This window comes from Kluyvera sichuanensis (genome assembly GCF_040930405.1).
Lineage (GTDB): Bacteria > Pseudomonadota > Gammaproteobacteria > Enterobacterales > Enterobacteriaceae > Kluyvera > Kluyvera sichuanensis.
The window spans coordinates 1,291,974-1,308,728 of record NZ_CP162271.1; the positions used below are offsets into that span (position 1 = coordinate 1,291,974).

The window sequence follows — 16,755 nt, forward strand, 5'->3', positions numbered from 1 at the left end:
TATCATTCTTCTCCATTGTTAGCAGGTTTTTAATTTCACGCTGGAATCATTAAACAAAAATAATGGAGTGAGTAATGTCTGATCAGGAAAAGCCAGGGGGGCTAAGCCGACGCACCCTCATTAAATCGTCGGCTATCGGCTCCTTAGCATTCGCAGCGGGCGGTCTCTCGCTCCCCTTCTCTTTACGCGCGACGGCTGCCGCCGTGCAACAGGCCAGCCAGCCGGAAGACAAAGTGGTCTGGGGCGCCTGTTCAGTCAACTGCGGCAGTCGCTGCGCGCTGCGCCTGCATGTGAAAGACGATGAAGTGTATTGGGTCGAAACCGACAATACCGGCCACGACATCTATGGCGATCACCAGGTACGCGCCTGCCTGCGCGGGCGTTCTATTCGCCGTCGTATCAACCACCCCGATCGTCTGAACTATCCGATGAAGCGCGTAGGTAAACGCGGCGAAGGTAAATTCGAACGCATTAGCTGGGATGAAGCGCTGGACACGATCGCCAGTAACCTCAAGCGCGTAGTGAAAGATTACGGCAACGAATCCGTCTACATTAACTACTCTTCCGGCATCGTCGGCGGCAATATCACTCGCTCTTCGCCATCCGGCTCCGCCGTAATGCGCCTGATGAACTGCTACGGTGGCTCGCTCAACCAGTATGGCACCTACAGCACCGCCCAGATTGCCTGCGCCATGCCGTATACCTACGGCACCAACGACGGCAACAGCACTTCCGATATCGAAAACAGTAAACTGGTGGTGATGTTCGGCAACAACCCTGCAGAAACTCGCATGAGCGGCGGCGGCATCACCTATTATCTTGAACAAGCTCGCGAACGCTCAAATGCGCGCATGATCGTTATCGATCCGCGCTATACCGATACCGCCGCAGGCCGTGAAGATGAGTGGATCCCGATTCGTCCGGGTACCGATGCCGCACTGGTTGCCGGCATTGCCTGGGTACTGATTGACGAGAATCTGGTCGATCAGCCGTTCCTTGATAAGTACTGCGTTGGTTACGACGAGAAAACCCTACCGGAAGGCGCGCCGGCTAACGGTCACTACAAGGCATACATTCTCGGTCAGGGCGATGATGGCGTGGCGAAAACCCCGCAGTGGGCTTCGAGCATTACCGGTATTCCTGCCGACAGAATCATCAAGCTGGCGCGTGAAATCGGCAGCGCTAAACCGGCCTATATTTGCCAGGGCTGGGGGCCGCAGCGTCAGGCAAACGGCGAGCTCTCTGCCCGTGCGATTGCCATGCTACCGATTCTGACCGGTAATGTCGGTATTAACGGCGGTAACAGCGGCGCGCGCGAATCGACCTATACCATCACCATCGAGCGCTTCCCGGTGCTGGAAAACCCGGTCAAAACGGCCATTTCCTGCTTTACCTGGACCGATGCGATTGACCACGGCGCCGAGATGACCGCCACCCGCGACGGCGTGCGCGGCAAAGATAAACTGGATGTGCCTATCAAGTTTTTCTGGAACTATGCGGGCAATACCATCATTAATCAGCACTCAGATATCAATAAAACCCACGAGATTTTGCAGGACGACAGCAAATGCGAAATGATCGTGGTGATTGAGAACTTTATGACCGCCTCGGCGAAGTACGCCGATATCCTGCTGCCCGACCTGATGACCGTTGAACAGGAAGACATTATTCCCAACGACTACGCCGGGAATATGGGCTACCTGATCTTTATTCAGCCGGCAACCGCGCCAAAATTCGAACGCAAGCCGATCTACTGGATCTTAAGCGAAGTGGCGAAACGTCTGGGCAACGATGTGTATCAGAAGTTCACTGAAGGACGTTCTCAGGAGCAATGGCTGCAGTATCTGTACGCCAAAATGCGCGCCAAAGATGCAGATTTGCCAACCTATGATGAACTCAAAAAGATGGGCATCTACAAGCGCAAAGACCCGAACGGGCACTTTGTCGCCTACCAGAGCTTCCGCAAAGACCCAGAGGCCAATCCGTTAAAAACGCCGTCGGGCAAAATTGAAATCTACTCCAGCCGCCTGGCCGATATCGCTGCGAAATGGCAGCTTGAGAAAGACGAAACCATCAGCCCGCTGCCGGTTTACGCCTCCACCTTTGAAGGCTGGGACGACCCGCTGCGCGGCACTTTCCCGCTACAGCTGTTTGGTTTCCACTTTAAAGCTCGCACCCACTCAAGCTACGGCAACGTTGATGTGCTGAAAGCCGCCTGCCGTCAGGAAGTGTGGTTAAACCCGCTGGATGCGCAGAAACGCGGGATCCAGAACGGCGACATGGTGCGCGTGTTTAACGGCCGCGGTGAGCTGCGAATTCCGGCGAAAGTCACGCCGCGCATTATGCCGGGCGTGTCCGCAATGGGCCAGGGCGCCTGGCACGACGCCGAGATGAACGGCGACCGGATTGACCACGGTTCCTGCATCAACACGCTGACCACGCATCGCCCTTCTCCACTGGCGAAAGGCAACCCGCAGCACACCAACCTGGTTGAGATCGAGAAGGTATAAGGATTAGCCCATGAGCACCCAATACGGATTTTTCATCGACTCGGCCCGCTGCACCGGTTGTAAAACCTGCGAGCTGGCCTGTAAAGATTACAAAGACTTAACTCCGGACGTTAGCTTCCGACGTATTTACGAATACGCGGGCGGCGACTGGCAGGAAGATAACGGCGTCTGGAATCAGAACGTCTTTGCTTACTATCTCTCCATCGCCTGTAACCACTGCGAAGACCCGGCCTGTACCAAAGTGTGCCCTAGCGGCGCGATGCACAAACGCGAAGATGGCTTTGTTGTCATCAACGAAGATGTCTGCATCGGCTGCCGTTACTGCCATATGGCCTGCCCGTATGGTGCGCCGCAGTACAACGAAGCTAAAGGTCACATGACCAAATGCGACGGCTGTCATGAGCGTGTGGCGGAAGGCAAAAAGCCGATTTGTGTGGAGTCCTGCCCGCTGCGTGCGCTGGACTTTGGGCCTATCGAAGAGCTGCGTCAGAAGCACGGTCAACTGGCGGCGGTCGCACCGCTGCCGTCCGCGCACTTCACCAAGCCCAGCATTGTGATAAAACCCAACGCCAATGCACGTCCGTGCGGCGATACCACTGGCTATCTGGCCAATCCGAAGGAGGTGTAAGATGGGAAGCGGATGGCATGAATGGCCGCTGGTGCTGTTTACCGTGCTGGGGCAGTGCGTAGCAGGCGCGACAATCGTCACTGGGCTAGGCTGGCTGGCAGCGCGCCATGAACCGGCAGAGCAGCGCCGCATTGTGCTCACTATGTTTTTCCTTTGGGTTATCATGGGAATCGCATTCTTCGCCTCGGTGCTGCACCTTGGCTCGCCGCTGCGGGCGTTCAATTCGTTGAACCGCGTGGGGGCATCGGCGTTGAGTAATGAGATTGCCAGCGGCTCCGTGTTCTTTGCCGTCGGCGGTTTCTGGTGGCTGCTGTCAGTTCTCGGGAAAATGCCTGCGGCGCTCGGACGCGTCTGGCTATTGGTCAGTATGGTACTGGGGCTACTATTTGTCTGGGCAATGACGCGTGTTTATCAGATAGATACCGTGCCAACCTGGTATAATGGTTATACGACGGCCTCGTTCTTCCTGACCGTCTTGCTCACCGGGCCGCTGTTTGCCGCGCTGCTGCTGAAGCTGGCGAAAGTACCGTTTAACGGTAAGTTCTTCGCCGCGGTCAGCGTGCTGGGCTATTTGCTCAGCCTGGCGGTCGTGGTGCTGCAAACCTCAGAGCTGGGCTTTATTCACAGCTCGGTTCAGCAGGCTAACGCGCTGCTGCCGGACTGGGGCCGCTTACAGGTGTGGCGCTTCGTCCTGCTGGCAGCCGGTTTGGGCTGCTGGATCTGCCCACTGTTGCGCCGCGTTCCGCCACGCGCTGTGGGGCTGGCGCTGGGGTTAGTACTGGTACTGGTTGGCGAACTTATCGGTCGCGGGCTGTTCTATGGCCTGCATATGACCGTCGGCATGGCGATTGCCGGGTAAATCATCGGCGCGGGAGTTTTCCCGCGCCCCTATAAGGAAATGCAGTAATGAATGACGTTCAGCACAACGACGCCTTAGCGTTCTCTGCCCGGGTACTGGGTGCCCTGTTCTATTTTGCACCTAATAGCACGCTCGCCGAGCCGCTGGTTGCCGCTTTCACCGACGGCGAGTGGCTTGAGCAGTGGCCGTATGCCGTTGAACATGCCGATGCCCTTTCCGCTGGGTTTGCTGCACAAGGCGATGAATCGCTTCCTCAGGCCTGGCAACGCCTGTTTATCGGGCCATCAGCGCTGCCGTCACCACCGTGGGGATCCGTCTGGCTGGATCGTGAGAACGTGCTGTTTGGCGACTCTACCCTGGCGCTGCGCCAGTGGATGCGTGAAAACCAGATTGCTTTCGATGTAGAGCAAAACGAGCCGGAAGATCACTTCGGCACCCTGCTGATGCTGGCGGCCTGGCTTTTGGAAAACGGCCGTGATGACGCCTGTAATCAACTGCTGGCCTGGCATCTCCTGCCGTGGGCACCGCGCTTCCTCGCTGAATTTATTGAAAAAGCGGGCCATCCGTTCTTTATTGCTCTGGGGAAACTGGCCCAGCAAACGCTGGCGCAGTGGCAGTCCTCGCTGCTGATCCCCGTCGCTGACAAAAAGCTGTACCGCTAAGCCACCGAGAAAACGATGCAGCGTCTTCATCACTACCCCGATATTACGGCGATGTTTCGTCGCCTGCTGATTGCCACCGTCATAGGCGTCCTCGCGGCGCTGGCGGTGGCGCTCTTTCGTCACGCCATGTATCTGGGGGAGTGGCTATTTCTCAGCAATGATAGCGGCAGCCTGGTCAACGCCGCTGAAGGGCTGGTGTGGTGGCGACGGCTGATTACTCCCGTCCTCGGTGGGCTTGCCGCCGGGATGCTGCTGTGGGCCTGGCAGCGCCACACCCGCCAGCGCCCGCACGCGCCCACCGACTACATGGAAGCGCTGGAAAGCGACGAAGGCAAGTTTGATACCGGTGCCAGCCTGATTAAATCCGCCGCCTCATTGCTGGTGGTTATTAGCGGTAGCGCCATCGGCCGCGAAGGGGCCATGATCCTGCTAGCCGCCCTCGCCGCCTCTTTTTTTGCCCAGCGCTTCACGCCAAAAGATGAGTGGAAGCTATGGATCGCCTGCGGGGCCGCCGCCGGGATGGCCAGCGCCTATCACGCACCGCTGGCGGGTAGCCTGTTTATCGCCGAGATCCTGTTCGGCACCCTGATGCTCGCCTCGCTCGGCCCGGTGGTGATTGCCGCCGTGGTGGCGCTACTGACCACCCAGTTGATGAACGGCGGCGCAGAACTGCTCTACCGTGTCGGCGACCTGCCCGCGCTCACCGCCACCCATTACGCCCTGATGCTCGCCACCGGTCTGGTCTGCGGTTTAGGCGGGCCATTGCTGATGTGGTTGATGGACATGAGTCACCAGGGTTTTCTGCGGCTCAAGCTGTCGCCCCCCTGGCAGCTTGCGCTCGGCGGGCTGTTTGTCGGTTTGCTTTCGCTGTTAACACCCGCCGTCTGGGGCAACGGTTATAGCGTGGTGCAGGGTTTTCTGCTGACGCCGCCGAGCTTTGCCATTATCGCCGGAATCTTTGTATGCAAGCTGCTCGCCATTCTTGCCAGCAGCGGCTCGGGCGCACCCGGTGGGGTCTTTACCCCAACGCTGTTTATTGGACTGGCGGTCGGGATTTTGTTTGCTAATACGTGGGGGCTGGTGTTTCCTGCCCATGAGGCGATGGCAATACTGCTGGGGGTCACGGGGATGGCCACGCTACTGGCGGCAACGACGCATGCGCCGATTATGTCAACGCTGATGATTTGTGAAATGACCGGGCAGTATACGTTACTACCCGGTTTACTGATTGCCTGCGTACTGGCGTCGGTGCTGTCGCGAACCTTACGCCAGAATTCTATCTACCGTCAGCACGTTACGGAGCATCGCTAAGTCAACGTACTGGCTCAGCTCACGCTGTTCCGGACGCGGCAGGTACGGCAGTTCACCCACCAGCGGTGCTGGCAGCTTTTTGCTGAGGACGTCGATAATTTCCGCATAGTGCGCCAGACCTGGGTTGATACGATTCGCCACCCAGCCAATCAGCGGCAGGCCGTCGTTAGCGATAGCCTGAGCGGTCAGCAACGCATGGTTAATGCAGCCTTCCTGAATGCCAACCACCATCAGCACCGGCAGTTGTTCCTGCACTACCCATTCCGAGAGCGGACGCAAATCGTTCATCAGGCTGCGCCAGCCGCCGGTCCCTTCAACCACCACGTTATCGACCTGCTGGCTCAGATTGGCCAGGCCGTCAGACAATAAGGTGTAGTTGATCGGGCAACTGTGGGCAACGCTGCTCTCTTCTTCGCTCAGCGCAATCGGGTTGATAGCGTCATAGGGTAAGTCCAGCGATGAAACGGCCTGCAGAACCAGCGCATCTTTATTGCGCAGCCCCTCTGCGGTTTCCTTGCTGCCTTTGGCAACTGGTTTGTATCCTGCCACCCGTTTCCCGCTGGCGGCGAGCGCCTGCAAAAGCGCACGAGAAACCACCGTCTTGCCGACAGAAGTATCAGTACCAGTAATAAAGAAACGATTAAGCATCACAAACTAACCCCACTCCTGCGCCATGAAAATATCATGGCAATGAATAATTCAACGGAGTGAAAGTTTACGTGATGTGCGAATGGGTCAGATTGAGATAGCGCAATTTTTTGCAAAACTGCTAAAAATTGTTAACCCTGTAACAGTCTAATCAGCAATGTTCCATTATACAGCGCGTCTTTTACCAACGCCGCCCCCGCCATGGTGCCGCGGTTCGAGAACTGCGTCTGCTCTACCGCAATGTGCTTGCTGTAGGCGGGCAGCGACTGCTGGCGAATGCAGTCGCCAATCGCCGGGAAGAGGATGTCGGCGGCCTGATTAAACGGCGAGCCAATCAAAATTTTCTGCGGATTGAAAAGGTTAACCATGATGGCGAGGATTCGCCCGACGTTGGTTCCGATGCTGCTGATGATATCCTTTGCCAGTAAATCGCCCTGCATCGCGGCCTGACATAGCCACTCCACGCTGAGCGGCTTTTGATGCAGCATGGAGCTCATCGACTGCTGCATGCGCACCTGGGTCAGTTCCATCACGCTTTCCACGCTGGCGATGGTCTCCAGACAGCCGTGGTTGCCGCAATAGCAGCGCTTACCGTACGGGTCGACCTGGGTATGACCAATCTCTACCAGACTGCTGCTGCCAGCATGCAGTAAACGCCCATCGGTAATCACCCCCGCACCGACGTTGTGGTCGATAACCACCTGAATCACATCGCGCGCGCCGCGTGATGCGCCAAACAGCGCCTCGGCCATCGTCCAGGCGCTGATATCGTGCTGGATATACACCGGCACGCCGGTATGCGCCTCCAGCGTACCGCCCAGCGGAACATCGGTAACATCATAAAACGGCATACGATGAATAATGCCGTTCTCGGTATCGATAATACCCGGCAGGGTGATGGCAATCGCGGTCAGACGTTCAAGCAGGCTCTGGTGGCGAATAAAGAACTGGTCAATATGCGACACCACCCGATTCAGGAAGGGGATCTCATCTTCCAGCGCCAGATCCAACTGTTCTTCCACCACCAGTTTGCTGCTGAGGTCGCGCAGCGCCAGATGAATAACGCCCCGACTGATACGCACCGAAAGATAGTGCCAGGCTTCCGTTTCCACCATCAGGCCCACGGCAGGACGGCCGCGGCTGCCTGCTTCCTGAATTTCCGTTTCCTGAACCAGGTGAGCTTCCAGCAGTTCGCGAACAATTTTGGTGATACTGGCGGGCGCCAGTTGCGCAAGTCGGGAAAGGTCGATACGCGATACCGGGCCGAGCTGATCAATAAGGCGATAAACTGCCCCTGCGTTGGTCTGCTTGATTTGATCGATATGCCCTGGCTGACTGTCCGCTACCACCGTAAAAACTCCCTTATTTTCGCGCTTCGAAATAAACACTTTGGGCTATGGTGAAGTACTTGAACGCTCTGCGTCAAATTTTTACTTAGCCTTGTGATTTACTGCACAATTTTTCACACATTTGGCAGCGAAACGCTCACCTTTGCCGCGTTTAACAGATGCTGTTTGAAACGCTGCGCCGCCTGGCTAAGCTCATGGTGTTTAGACCACACCAGCCACATTTCCGACACCGCATCCTCTTCGGCAATCGGCACCCAGCGCATTTCATGCAGTTGTACCCGGCGAAACGACGCCGGCAGTATAGACACCCCCAGCCCCGAAGCCACAAGGCCGATAATCGTCATCGCCTCACCCACCTCCTGCGTGATGGTCGGTACCGCATCGTAGCGGCGCATCAGGCCCAGAATATCGTCATACAACCCGGTGCCCACATGCGGGTCAAAGAAGACAAACGGCTCTTTCCCCAATTCCACCAGGCTCACCGCCGGTTTATTGGCAAGCGGATGGTCGCGGTGAATCATCGCCAGCAGCGGTTCGCGCAGGATCACCTGCCAGTCGAGGGTGTCAGGAAGTTGGGTATTGCGCATCAGGCCTAGCTCAAGCGCCCCCTCCGTTAACGGCGAAATCTGCTCGCGGGTATTGGTTTCCCGCGTCTGGATATGCACATCCGGGTAGCGCTGACGAAAGGTAGAGAGCGTATCTGAAACCGCCTTGATAAACGGCGCTGAAGAGGTAAAGCCGATATGTAACTCTCCCGTCTCCCCGTGATGCAGACGGCTTGCCCGCGCGGCCGCTTCGTTCACCTGCAGCAAAATCTGGCGGCTATCAGCAAGAAACTGCCGCCCCGCTTCTGTCAGGCTCACGCTGCGGTTGGTGCGGGCAAACAGCCGCGCCCCAACTTGTTGCTCGAGTATCTGGATCTGCTGGCTTAGCGGCGGCTGGGAGATATTGAGCCGCGCCGCCGCGCGCCCAAAGTGCAGTTCTTCGGCGACGGCAATGAAATAACGCAGGTGGCGAAGTTCAATATTCATACTTTAAAAGTATCAATTGAGATTATTAATATATTAGACAGAATATTTACAATTTCCTACTCTGATTATGTGACCTGAGTCGATATTACCCACTGTTTTATGCAAGGATTTCCCGTGAGCCGCACAACCACCGCAGACGACGCGCCTGCCATTGATGTCCGCGATGATACCCCCCTTCAGTCAAACGCTTTTATTCGCCGCGGTACGCCCGCCTTTATTCGGGTAACGCTCGCGCTGTTCTCTGCCGGGCTGGCAACCTTCGCGCTGTTGTACTGCGTGCAGCCAATCCTGCCGGTGCTGTCACATGAGTTCGGCATTTCGCCTGCGGGGAGCAGTATTTCGCTCTCTATCTCGACGGCAATGCTGGCAGTCGGCTTGCTGTTTACCGGCCCGCTCTCCGATGCCATCGGGCGTAAAAAGGTGATGGTCACCGCGCTACTGCTGGCCTCCTGCTGTTCGCTGCTCTCCACGATGATGACCAGTTGGCACGGCATTCTGATTATGCGCGCGCTGATTGGCCTGTCGCTTAGCGGCGTGGCAGCGGTCGGCATGACCTACCTCAGCGAAGAGATTCACCCAAGCTTTGTCGCCTTTTCGATGGGGCTCTATATCAGTGGTAACTCAATAGGCGGGATGAGTGGACGCCTGTTGACCGGGGTCTTTACCGATTTCTTCGGCTGGCGCGTAGCATTGGCGGTCATCAGCGCCTTTGCGCTGGCGTCAGCGGTGATGTTCTGGCGCATTTTGCCGGAGTCTCGCCACTTCCGTCCAAGCTCACTAAAACCGAAAACGTTGCTGATTAACCTGCACCTGCACTGGCGCGACCGTGGTCTGCCGCTGCTGTTTGTTGAAGGTTTTCTGCTGATGGGCGCGTTCGTCACCCTCTTTAACTACATCGGCTATCGCCTGATGCTGTCGCCGTGGTCACTCAATCAGGCGGTGGTTGGCCTGCTCTCCGTGGCCTATCTGACCGGCACCTGGAGCTCGCCAAAAGCAGGGATGATGACCACGCGCTACGGTCGCGGGCCGGTGATGATCTTCTTTACCGGGGTAATGCTGCTCGGCCTGCTGCTGACGCTGTTCTCGCCGCTGTGGGTGATTTTCCCCGGTATGCTGCTCTTTTCCGCCGGGTTCTTTGCCGCCCACTCGGTTGCCAGCAGCTGGATTGGCCCGCGCGCTCGCCGCGCCAGAGGCCAGGCGTCGTCGCTGTATCTGTTCAGCTACTACCTCGGCTCCAGCATCGCCGGGACGCTCGGCGGCGTATTCTGGCACAACTACGGCTGGAACGGCGTCGGTGGGTTTATCGCGCTGCTGCTGGTCGGCGCGCTGCTGGTGGGCTTCACCTTGCATAAGCGCCTGCATTAATCCGCAACGTCACGTAGCCCGGACGAGGCAATGCCGACTCCGGGATATCCCCGGCGGCGCTTCGCCTGGACGGGCTACGGTGCTGATAACTAATACTTATACGATTGACATAAAATGCGTTGCCATCTCGCCATACTAGCTGGCAATTCCTATAATGGCCCCACTTCTGTCTTACCAATGTAGCGCTATGACGACCCGTGCCAGCAATACCCAACTGAACCTTCGCATTATCTCGATCGTTGTTTTCACCTGTATCTGCTACCTCTCTATCGGCCTGCCGCTCGCCGTGCTGCCGGGCTTTATTCACTACAACCTCGGCTACAGCACGTTTGTCGCGGGCGCGGTAATCAGCCTGCAGTACATTTCGACGCTGGTCAGCCGACCGCACGCCGGGCGCTATACCGATATCTGGGGTCCAAAAAAAGTCGTCAGCCTGGGGATCGTCTGCTGCCTGATGAGCGGTCTGTTCACCCTCGCCGCGGCAGCGGCTCACGCCAGCCCCATTCTGGCGGTAGCGCTGTTGCTGGTTGGTCGTGTATTCCTCGGCGTTGGCGAAAGCTTCACGTCCACCGGATCGACGCTTTGGGGGATTAAAACCGTCGGTGCGATTCACACCTCACGGGTGATCTCCTGGAACGGCGTTGCCACCTATGTGGCGATGGCGGCAGGTGCGCCGTTGGGCGTTGTGCTCAACGGCTGGTTCGGCATCAGCGGTTTTGCGGCGCTGATTGTGATTATCGCCGTCGTGGGGCTACTGTTTGCTCGTACTCGCGCCGACGTCAGCGTCAGCGCTGGCGTCAGGGCGCCCTTTCACGTGGTGGCCCGCAAGATCTGGCCATACGGTCTGGGGCTCGGGCTAGGCACCGTTGGCTTCGGCGTCATTGCCACCTTTATCACTCTCTACTTCTCTTCTCACGGCTGGGCGGGCGCGGCGTTTACCCTGTCGTTGTTCAGCATTGGGTTTATCTGTATTCGTCTGGTGCTTGGCAACACCATCACCCGCTTTGGCGGGCTGCGGGTATCGCTTATCTGCTACGTGGTGGAGTGTCTGGGGCTGCTGATCATCTGGTTTGCCCCGAACGCATGGATGGCGGGCGTTGGTGCATTCCTGACCGGTTCGGGCTTCTCGCTGGTCTTCCCGGCGCTCGGCGTTGAAGCCGTGAAGCAGGTGGAAGAGCAAAACCAGGGAACCGCGCTGGGGACCTATTCCGCGTTTCTCGACCTGGCGCTTGGCCTCACCGGCCCGGTGGCTGGCTGGATCGCCGGTTATCAGGGCTTAGGCAGCATTTACCTGATTGCCGCTATCGTCGTAGCCTGGGCCTTCGCCCTGATCCTGCGCGTGTACCTTTACCAGCGCGCCAGACAGACCCCCTGCCAGAGCTAACCCCTTGCGGGGCGGTCAAAAACCGCCCCGTTACGGATGTACAACAAATCTCGTACATTACGTTACACGCCGAAACCAATCACTCACGGAAAGCCGGCTCGCTCATCGATATAGTGACTTCAACGGCCCCGCAGTGGGGTTGAATGAAAAAACCAATTCGAGGGTATCAGAATGAAAAAAGTATTAGCTCTGGTTGTTGCCGCTGCTATGGGTCTGTCTTCCGCTGCATTTGCTGCTGACGCAACTGCAACTCCGGCTCCGGCTGCTTCCGCTACCGCAACTCACGCGGCACCGGCTAAAGCCACTCACCACAAAAAACACAAGAAAGAAGCCGCTAAACCAGCTGCAGAGCAGAAAGCTCAGGCCGCTAAAAAGCACAAAAAAGCCGCTGCTAAACCAGCCGTAGCGCAGAAAGCTCAGGCTGCTAAAAAACACAAAAAAGCCGCTGCTAAACCAGCTGTAGCGCAGAAAGCGCAGGCTGCTAAAAAGCACCACAAAGCAGCAACTAAACCAGCTGTAGCGCAGAAAGCGCAGGCTGCTAAAAAGCACCACAAAGCCGCTGCTAAACCAGCTGTAGCACAGAAAGCTCAGGCTGCTAAAAAGCACCACAAAGCCGCTAAACACACTGCTGCTAAACCAGCCGCTCAGCCAGCTGCATAATCATTCTTGATAACGTATCCGCGTAGCAATACGCTGATACAGGTGGCGCCGGGAGGCTAGCAGCAATGCTGAATCCGGGCGGCCACCTGAGTTAATCAATTATTATATCGGCGCTTATATAGCGCCGATTTTTTCCTGGAGAGCAATCATGTTGCGGCGCTATCGTTTCGAGCTCATCCTGGCATTCCTTATCATCTGCGCGCTGATCGCAACCCAGTTTTTCTTTTACTGAGCGTAGTTCGCTGATTTTACTCCCACTTTTTGCTTCTCCCGTCTATAGTAGTCTCATTGGGTTTATTTTTTATAATCATAATTGCCCCATCAGAGAGTGATATGCGTACAGCCTTTGTGTGTTGTTTACTGGGAACGTTATCCGTACTACCGTTGATTTCCCATGCTGATGACGATGATATTGGCATCAGTGCAAAAGACATTAAAACCCTGTTCTTTGGTCAGGACGATCGTACCCTTGTCAGCCATCCCGCCCAGGCCCCCTGGGATGCGATTGGCCAGCTGGAAACCGCCAGCGGCAATCTGTGTACGGCAACTTTGATTTCTCCTCACCTGGCGCTAACCGCCGGGCACTGCCTGCTTGAGCCACCGCGTGGCAAGCTGGATAAAGCCGTTGCGCTGCGCTTTGTTTCGCAGAAAGGGACCTGGCGCTATGAAATTCATGATATTGAAGGCCGTGTCGATCCTTCTTTAGGCAAACGTCTGAAAGCGGATGGCGACGGCTGGATTGTTCCTGCTTCCGCCGCGCCGTGGGATTTTGGCATTATCGTACTGCGCAACCCACCTTCTGGCATCACGCCGCTGCCGGTATTTGCGGGCAATAAAGACGATCTCACCGCCGCGCTGAAAGCAACGGGCCGTAAAGTCACCCAGTCAGGCTATCCGCTTGACCATCTTGATTCGCTGTACAGCCATGAGGATTGTACGGTAACGGGCTGGGCGCAGACCTCGGTGCTCTCTCACCAGTGCGATACGCTACCGGGCGATAGCGGTTCACCGCTGCTGCTGAAAACGGACTCGGGCTGGCAGGTGATTGCCGTGCAAAGCTCCGCGCCAGCGGCAAAAGACCGCCAGCGTGCCGACAACCGCGCCATCTCGGTGACCGGTTTTCGCGATAAGCTGGAAGCGCTGGCCGCCGGAAACTAACTCTGTCGCTGCTGGTGACGTAACGCTAGCAGCGACGAGAGCGGCATCGGTTCGCTGAAGTAAAATCCTTGTAGCTGATCACAACCTGCGAGCCGCAGCAGCTTCATTTGTTTCTCCGTTTCAACCCCTTCCGCTATCACCGTCATGCCGAGCGCACTGGCAATACGAATGGTCCCACCGACCAGCGCCGCCGCCTGATCGTCATCGTCCACCAGCCCGGCCAGCGATTTGTCGATTTTAATGGTGTCGAAGTTAAACCGACGCAGGTAACCAATGCTGGAATAGCCGGTGCCGAAGTCATCCAGCGCCACGGCGGTACCCAACGCTTTCAACGCGGAAATCGCCGCTCTTGCCCGCTCCGGTCTTTCCAGCACATAGGTTTCGGTGACTTCAAGCTGCAGCCGTGCCGGCGGGAAGCCAGAGGATTTCAGCACGCTTGAGACCTTATCTTCGAACTCCGGGTCGCGGAACTGGGCCGGGGAGATATTCACCGACAGCTTTAAATCGTTATGTGCCAACAGATCCCGACAGGCTCGTGCCAGCACAAACTGCCCGAGCGAATAGATAAGCCCGCTGGTCTCGGCGATGGTAATAAACGCATCCGGCATCAGTTCGCCCTTCGCCCGCCGTGGCCAGCGTACCAGCGCTTCGACTCCAACCATTGCCTGCGAGCGCGCACAGACGATCGGCTGGTACCAGACTTCAAACTCATCATGCTCCAGCCCGTGGCGAATATCGTCCTCCAGCGACAGTTGATACTCGCGAGCGCTGCTCAGCTCGGCATCGTAATGGGTAATACGCCCTTTGCCGGTGATTTTCGAGTGGTACATGGCAATATCTGCCTGACGGAATAGCTCCGAGCTGGTTTTCTCCTGCAACGTACCGCTGGCGATACCGAGACTGGCGCTGATATGTAGCGTTCGTTCGCCGATACGGATTGGCGTACTCAGGTAGTCCAACACGCTCCCGGCAAACGCTGAGGCGCTGGCTTCAGAGTGTGTGCCGCCTACGGTCATCGCAAATTCGTCGCCGCCCATGCGCGCCAGCATACCGCCGTGCGGCACCAGCGTTTGCAGCATATCCGCAATACGAATAATCAAAATATCGCCGACATCATGACCATAAATGTCGTTAACATCTTTGAAACCATCGAGATCGATAAACACTACCGTTTTGATATCCCGGTCACCACGGCGGCTGATTCGCTCAAGTTGCTCAATCAACGCCCGGCGGTTGGGCAGATGGCTCAGCCAATCGGTTAACGCAATCTCCCTCGCCTGCCGCTCGCCGCGCGCCAGTTTCCACAGCCCCAGGCTGCTGACGAGGATAAACAGCAGAATTAACCCGGTTGCCAGCAGCACAATTTCACGAATTTCCGGCGAAGCCGCCTGCGCGGCCTCGACACCAGGTTGACGAAGCTGCCAATCAAGCCAGCCGACTACCTCCCCGCTGGAGGTCCGCACCGGTATGTTGTATTTATTTTGCGGCGAATCGGTGAGGGTCAGATTTTCAATCTGGAAGGTATTGCCGAGAGTGCTCAGCAGCAATGGGTTGATGTGTCGGGTAATCACCAGATAGCGGCGGGTCGCGTCATAGACCTTCAAGCGCCCAACCATTGGGCGAATCAGACCAATGCCGATAAAGGCGAGGCCTTCCCGGGTTTTGGTTATCCCAGCAAAGTTATTTTTTCCCCGGCGCAGTGGGTCTTCATTGTGGGCTATCAGCGCTTTTAGCCCACTACCAAAAAACGCGAGATCGTGCTCGTTAAACGGCGAACTGCGAAACGATCCCCACAGCACCCGGTAATTTTCGTCCAGCACGAAGGTGCCGTCATAAAGATTATTGATTTTAAAACCCGCGCCCCAGGTGTTGTACAGCCAGGTGGTATCCAGCTTTGGCGCATAAACTTCGCGCACCGCGTCATCCCAGATGGCGTTATCGATAACCAGCGAGAGGACGCGATTGATAGAGGTCTGCATCGCGCCGTCAACGGAGAGCGCCGAGCGGCGAGCGTCGATATCGTTGGTTTTGCTGGTAATAAGGCTTTGGGAAAGGTAGAGAAGCGAAATAATAGAAAAAATCAGGCCAATGCCCGCGAAGAAGATAATCACGAACAGCGTTCTGGCTGTGGCTATATTACGCCAGCGTGACGGATCGAACATAGTTCACCCTCGCATCAAATACGCTAACCCTTTGTTACAAGCGTAATACAGACACGAAATTTCGCTGCCCGATTTCTCAGGCAGCGATCACATCAGGCGAGCTTAATCATCACCATACCGATCAACAGCAGGCCTAAACCCACCCAGCCTTTGTTGTTCAGTCGCTGGCCGAAGAGGATCCACCCCGCCGCCAGCGTCGCGGCAACGCCGAAACCACCCCAGATGGCGTAGGCAACGGAGAGGTCAATCCCCTTCACCGCCTGTGACAGCGCACTGAACGCGGCCAGTACGGCGACCAGCGACAGGATACCGTAGCTTTTGCGACGGAAGCCGTCCGAGAACTTGAGGAAAATATTAGCGACAATTTCCAGTACGATGGAGCCTGCCAGCCATAAGCCGTGAATCATCTCAAAGTTATGCATGATTCACCTCTTTGTGCAGCGTTTTGTTCGCCTTCGCGGGCTTACGAGTACCGGACTTAATCAGTACGATACCGGCAATCAAGGTTGCCAGACCTGCGGCTTTCATCACCGTAAGGCTTTCGTCAAACAGCAGTACGCTGAACAGGGTGATCAATACGATACCAATGCCTTCCCACAGCGCATAGGCTACACCCAGAGCGATTTTTTTAACCGCAAACGAAAGGAAAATATACGACAAGGCGATCATCACGAGCATCAAAATAAAGCCGGTGTTTCCATCAGATACGCTCGCCCATTTCATAGAAAGCGTACCAGTAATTTCAGCAACAATGGCCAGGGCTAATAAAATCCAGTAAAACATGGTCCTTCTCCTGCATGAGAATATAATCCGTGCAGTTCGCGGCGATGCGCAAACTGAAATAAAATGATTAAAATTTAGCTCAAACGAAGAAGGGTACTATAGCGCGTTGCGCCAGTGCTGCTCACCACAGAAGGCAGAAAAGGAAGGTAAAACAGAAGGTTTGGTAAAGCTGAACGTCCTGAACATATTGTCCATAAAATTACAATTATCCGCGGTATTGCTTCTCATCGTTGCGGATTAAAATT

At 56.3% G+C, this 16,755-nt stretch carries 15 protein-coding genes; 9 read left to right on the forward strand and 6 right to left on the reverse strand.

What is annotated here, in order from left to right:
* Positions 1–74 precede the first annotated feature (74 nt).
* From ynfE to clcB, 5 genes are read left to right on the forward strand one after another with little or no spacing between them, the layout of a single operon-like run.
* Complete coding sequence (gene ynfE / locus AB2B48_RS06430; RefSeq protein WP_368301187.1) at positions 75–2,510, forward strand: selenate/tellurate reductase subunit YnfE; 2,436 nt, start codon at positions 75–77, stop codon at positions 2,508–2,510.
* A gap of 10 nt (positions 2,511–2,520) precedes the next feature.
* Positions 2,521–3,138 carry a DMSO/selenate family reductase complex B subunit gene (locus AB2B48_RS06435; RefSeq protein ID WP_368301189.1) on the forward strand — a complete coding sequence of 206 codons (618 nt, stop codon included), beginning with the start codon at positions 2,521–2,523 and terminating at the stop codon, positions 3,136–3,138.
* 1 nt (position 3,139) lies between these two features.
* Positions 3,140–3,997, forward strand: coding sequence for a dimethyl sulfoxide reductase anchor subunit family protein (locus AB2B48_RS06440; RefSeq protein WP_368301191.1), 858 nt, complete (start codon positions 3,140–3,142; stop codon positions 3,995–3,997).
* Positions 3,998–4,044: 47 nt separating this feature from the next.
* Positions 4,045–4,659 carry a Tat proofreading chaperone DmsD gene (gene dmsD / locus AB2B48_RS06445; RefSeq protein ID WP_185669063.1) on the forward strand — a complete coding sequence of 205 codons (615 nt, stop codon included), beginning with the start codon at positions 4,045–4,047 and terminating at the stop codon, positions 4,657–4,659.
* A 15-nt stretch (positions 4,660–4,674) separates the two neighbouring features.
* Positions 4,675–5,970, forward strand: coding sequence for a voltage-gated ClC-type chloride channel ClcB (gene clcB / locus AB2B48_RS06450; RefSeq protein ID WP_368301193.1), 1,296 nt, complete (start codon positions 4,675–4,677; stop codon positions 5,968–5,970).
* On the opposite strand, the gene bioD is transcribed toward clcB, so the two are convergent.
* From bioD to AB2B48_RS06465, 3 genes are all read right to left on the reverse strand, one after another.
* The gene (bioD, locus tag AB2B48_RS06455; RefSeq protein WP_185669100.1) at positions 5,923–6,618 is read right to left on the reverse strand and encodes a dethiobiotin synthase; all 696 of its coding nucleotides are present in this window, start codon (positions 6,616–6,618) and stop codon (positions 5,923–5,925) included. The genes clcB and bioD overlap by 48 nt on opposite strands.
* A gap of 131 nt (positions 6,619–6,749) precedes the next feature.
* Positions 6,750–7,967, reverse strand: a complete 1,218-nt coding sequence (mlc, locus tag AB2B48_RS06460; RefSeq protein ID WP_333010650.1) for a sugar metabolism global transcriptional regulator Mlc — start codon at positions 7,965–7,967, stop codon at positions 6,750–6,752.
* 113 nt (positions 7,968–8,080) lie between these two features.
* Positions 8,081–8,998: a LysR family transcriptional regulator gene (locus tag AB2B48_RS06465; protein WP_185669066.1), complete on the reverse strand. Its 918-nt coding sequence runs from the start codon at positions 8,996–8,998 to the stop codon at positions 8,081–8,083.
* A gap of 114 nt (positions 8,999–9,112) precedes the next feature.
* Here AB2B48_RS06465 and AB2B48_RS06470 point away from each other — a divergent pair, with 114 nt between their 5' ends.
* The 4 genes from AB2B48_RS06470 (at position 9,113) to AB2B48_RS06485 (ending at position 13,565) form a co-directional block, all read left to right on the forward strand.
* On the forward strand, positions 9,113–10,363 hold the full coding sequence (locus AB2B48_RS06470) for an MFS transporter (protein ID WP_185669067.1): 1,251 nt from the start codon (positions 9,113–9,115) through the stop codon (positions 10,361–10,363).
* A gap of 187 nt (positions 10,364–10,550) precedes the next feature.
* A complete protein-coding gene (locus AB2B48_RS06475) occupies positions 10,551–11,747 on the forward strand; it encodes an MFS transporter (protein ID WP_368301195.1) in 1,197 nt (398 codons plus the stop codon).
* A 171-nt stretch (positions 11,748–11,918) separates the two neighbouring features.
* Complete coding sequence (gene asr, locus AB2B48_RS06480) at positions 11,919–12,407, forward strand: acid resistance repetitive basic protein Asr (RefSeq protein ID WP_220440138.1); 489 nt, start codon at positions 11,919–11,921, stop codon at positions 12,405–12,407.
* Between the two features lie 333 nt (positions 12,408–12,740).
* Positions 12,741–13,565 carry a trypsin-like serine peptidase gene (locus AB2B48_RS06485; protein ID WP_185669070.1) on the forward strand — a complete coding sequence of 275 codons (825 nt, stop codon included), beginning with the start codon at positions 12,741–12,743 and terminating at the stop codon, positions 13,563–13,565.
* Here AB2B48_RS06485 and AB2B48_RS06490 read toward each other — a convergent pair.
* The 3 genes from AB2B48_RS06490 to mdtJ form a co-directional block, all read right to left on the reverse strand.
* Positions 13,562–15,727: an EAL domain-containing protein gene (locus AB2B48_RS06490; RefSeq protein ID WP_368301197.1), complete on the reverse strand. Its 2,166-nt coding sequence runs from the start codon at positions 15,725–15,727 to the stop codon at positions 13,562–13,564. The two genes, AB2B48_RS06485 and AB2B48_RS06490, sit on opposite strands and share 4 nt — an antisense overlap.
* Positions 15,728–15,819: 92 nt before the next feature.
* Complete coding sequence (gene mdtI / locus AB2B48_RS06495; protein WP_185669072.1) at positions 15,820–16,149, reverse strand: multidrug/spermidine efflux SMR transporter subunit MdtI; 330 nt, start codon at positions 16,147–16,149, stop codon at positions 15,820–15,822.
* Positions 16,142–16,510, reverse strand: coding sequence for a multidrug/spermidine efflux SMR transporter subunit MdtJ (gene mdtJ, locus AB2B48_RS06500; protein WP_185669073.1), 369 nt, complete (start codon positions 16,508–16,510; stop codon positions 16,142–16,144). Before mdtJ ends, mdtI begins: the two co-directional genes overlap by 8 nt.
* Between the last annotated feature and the right edge of the window lie 245 nt (positions 16,511–16,755).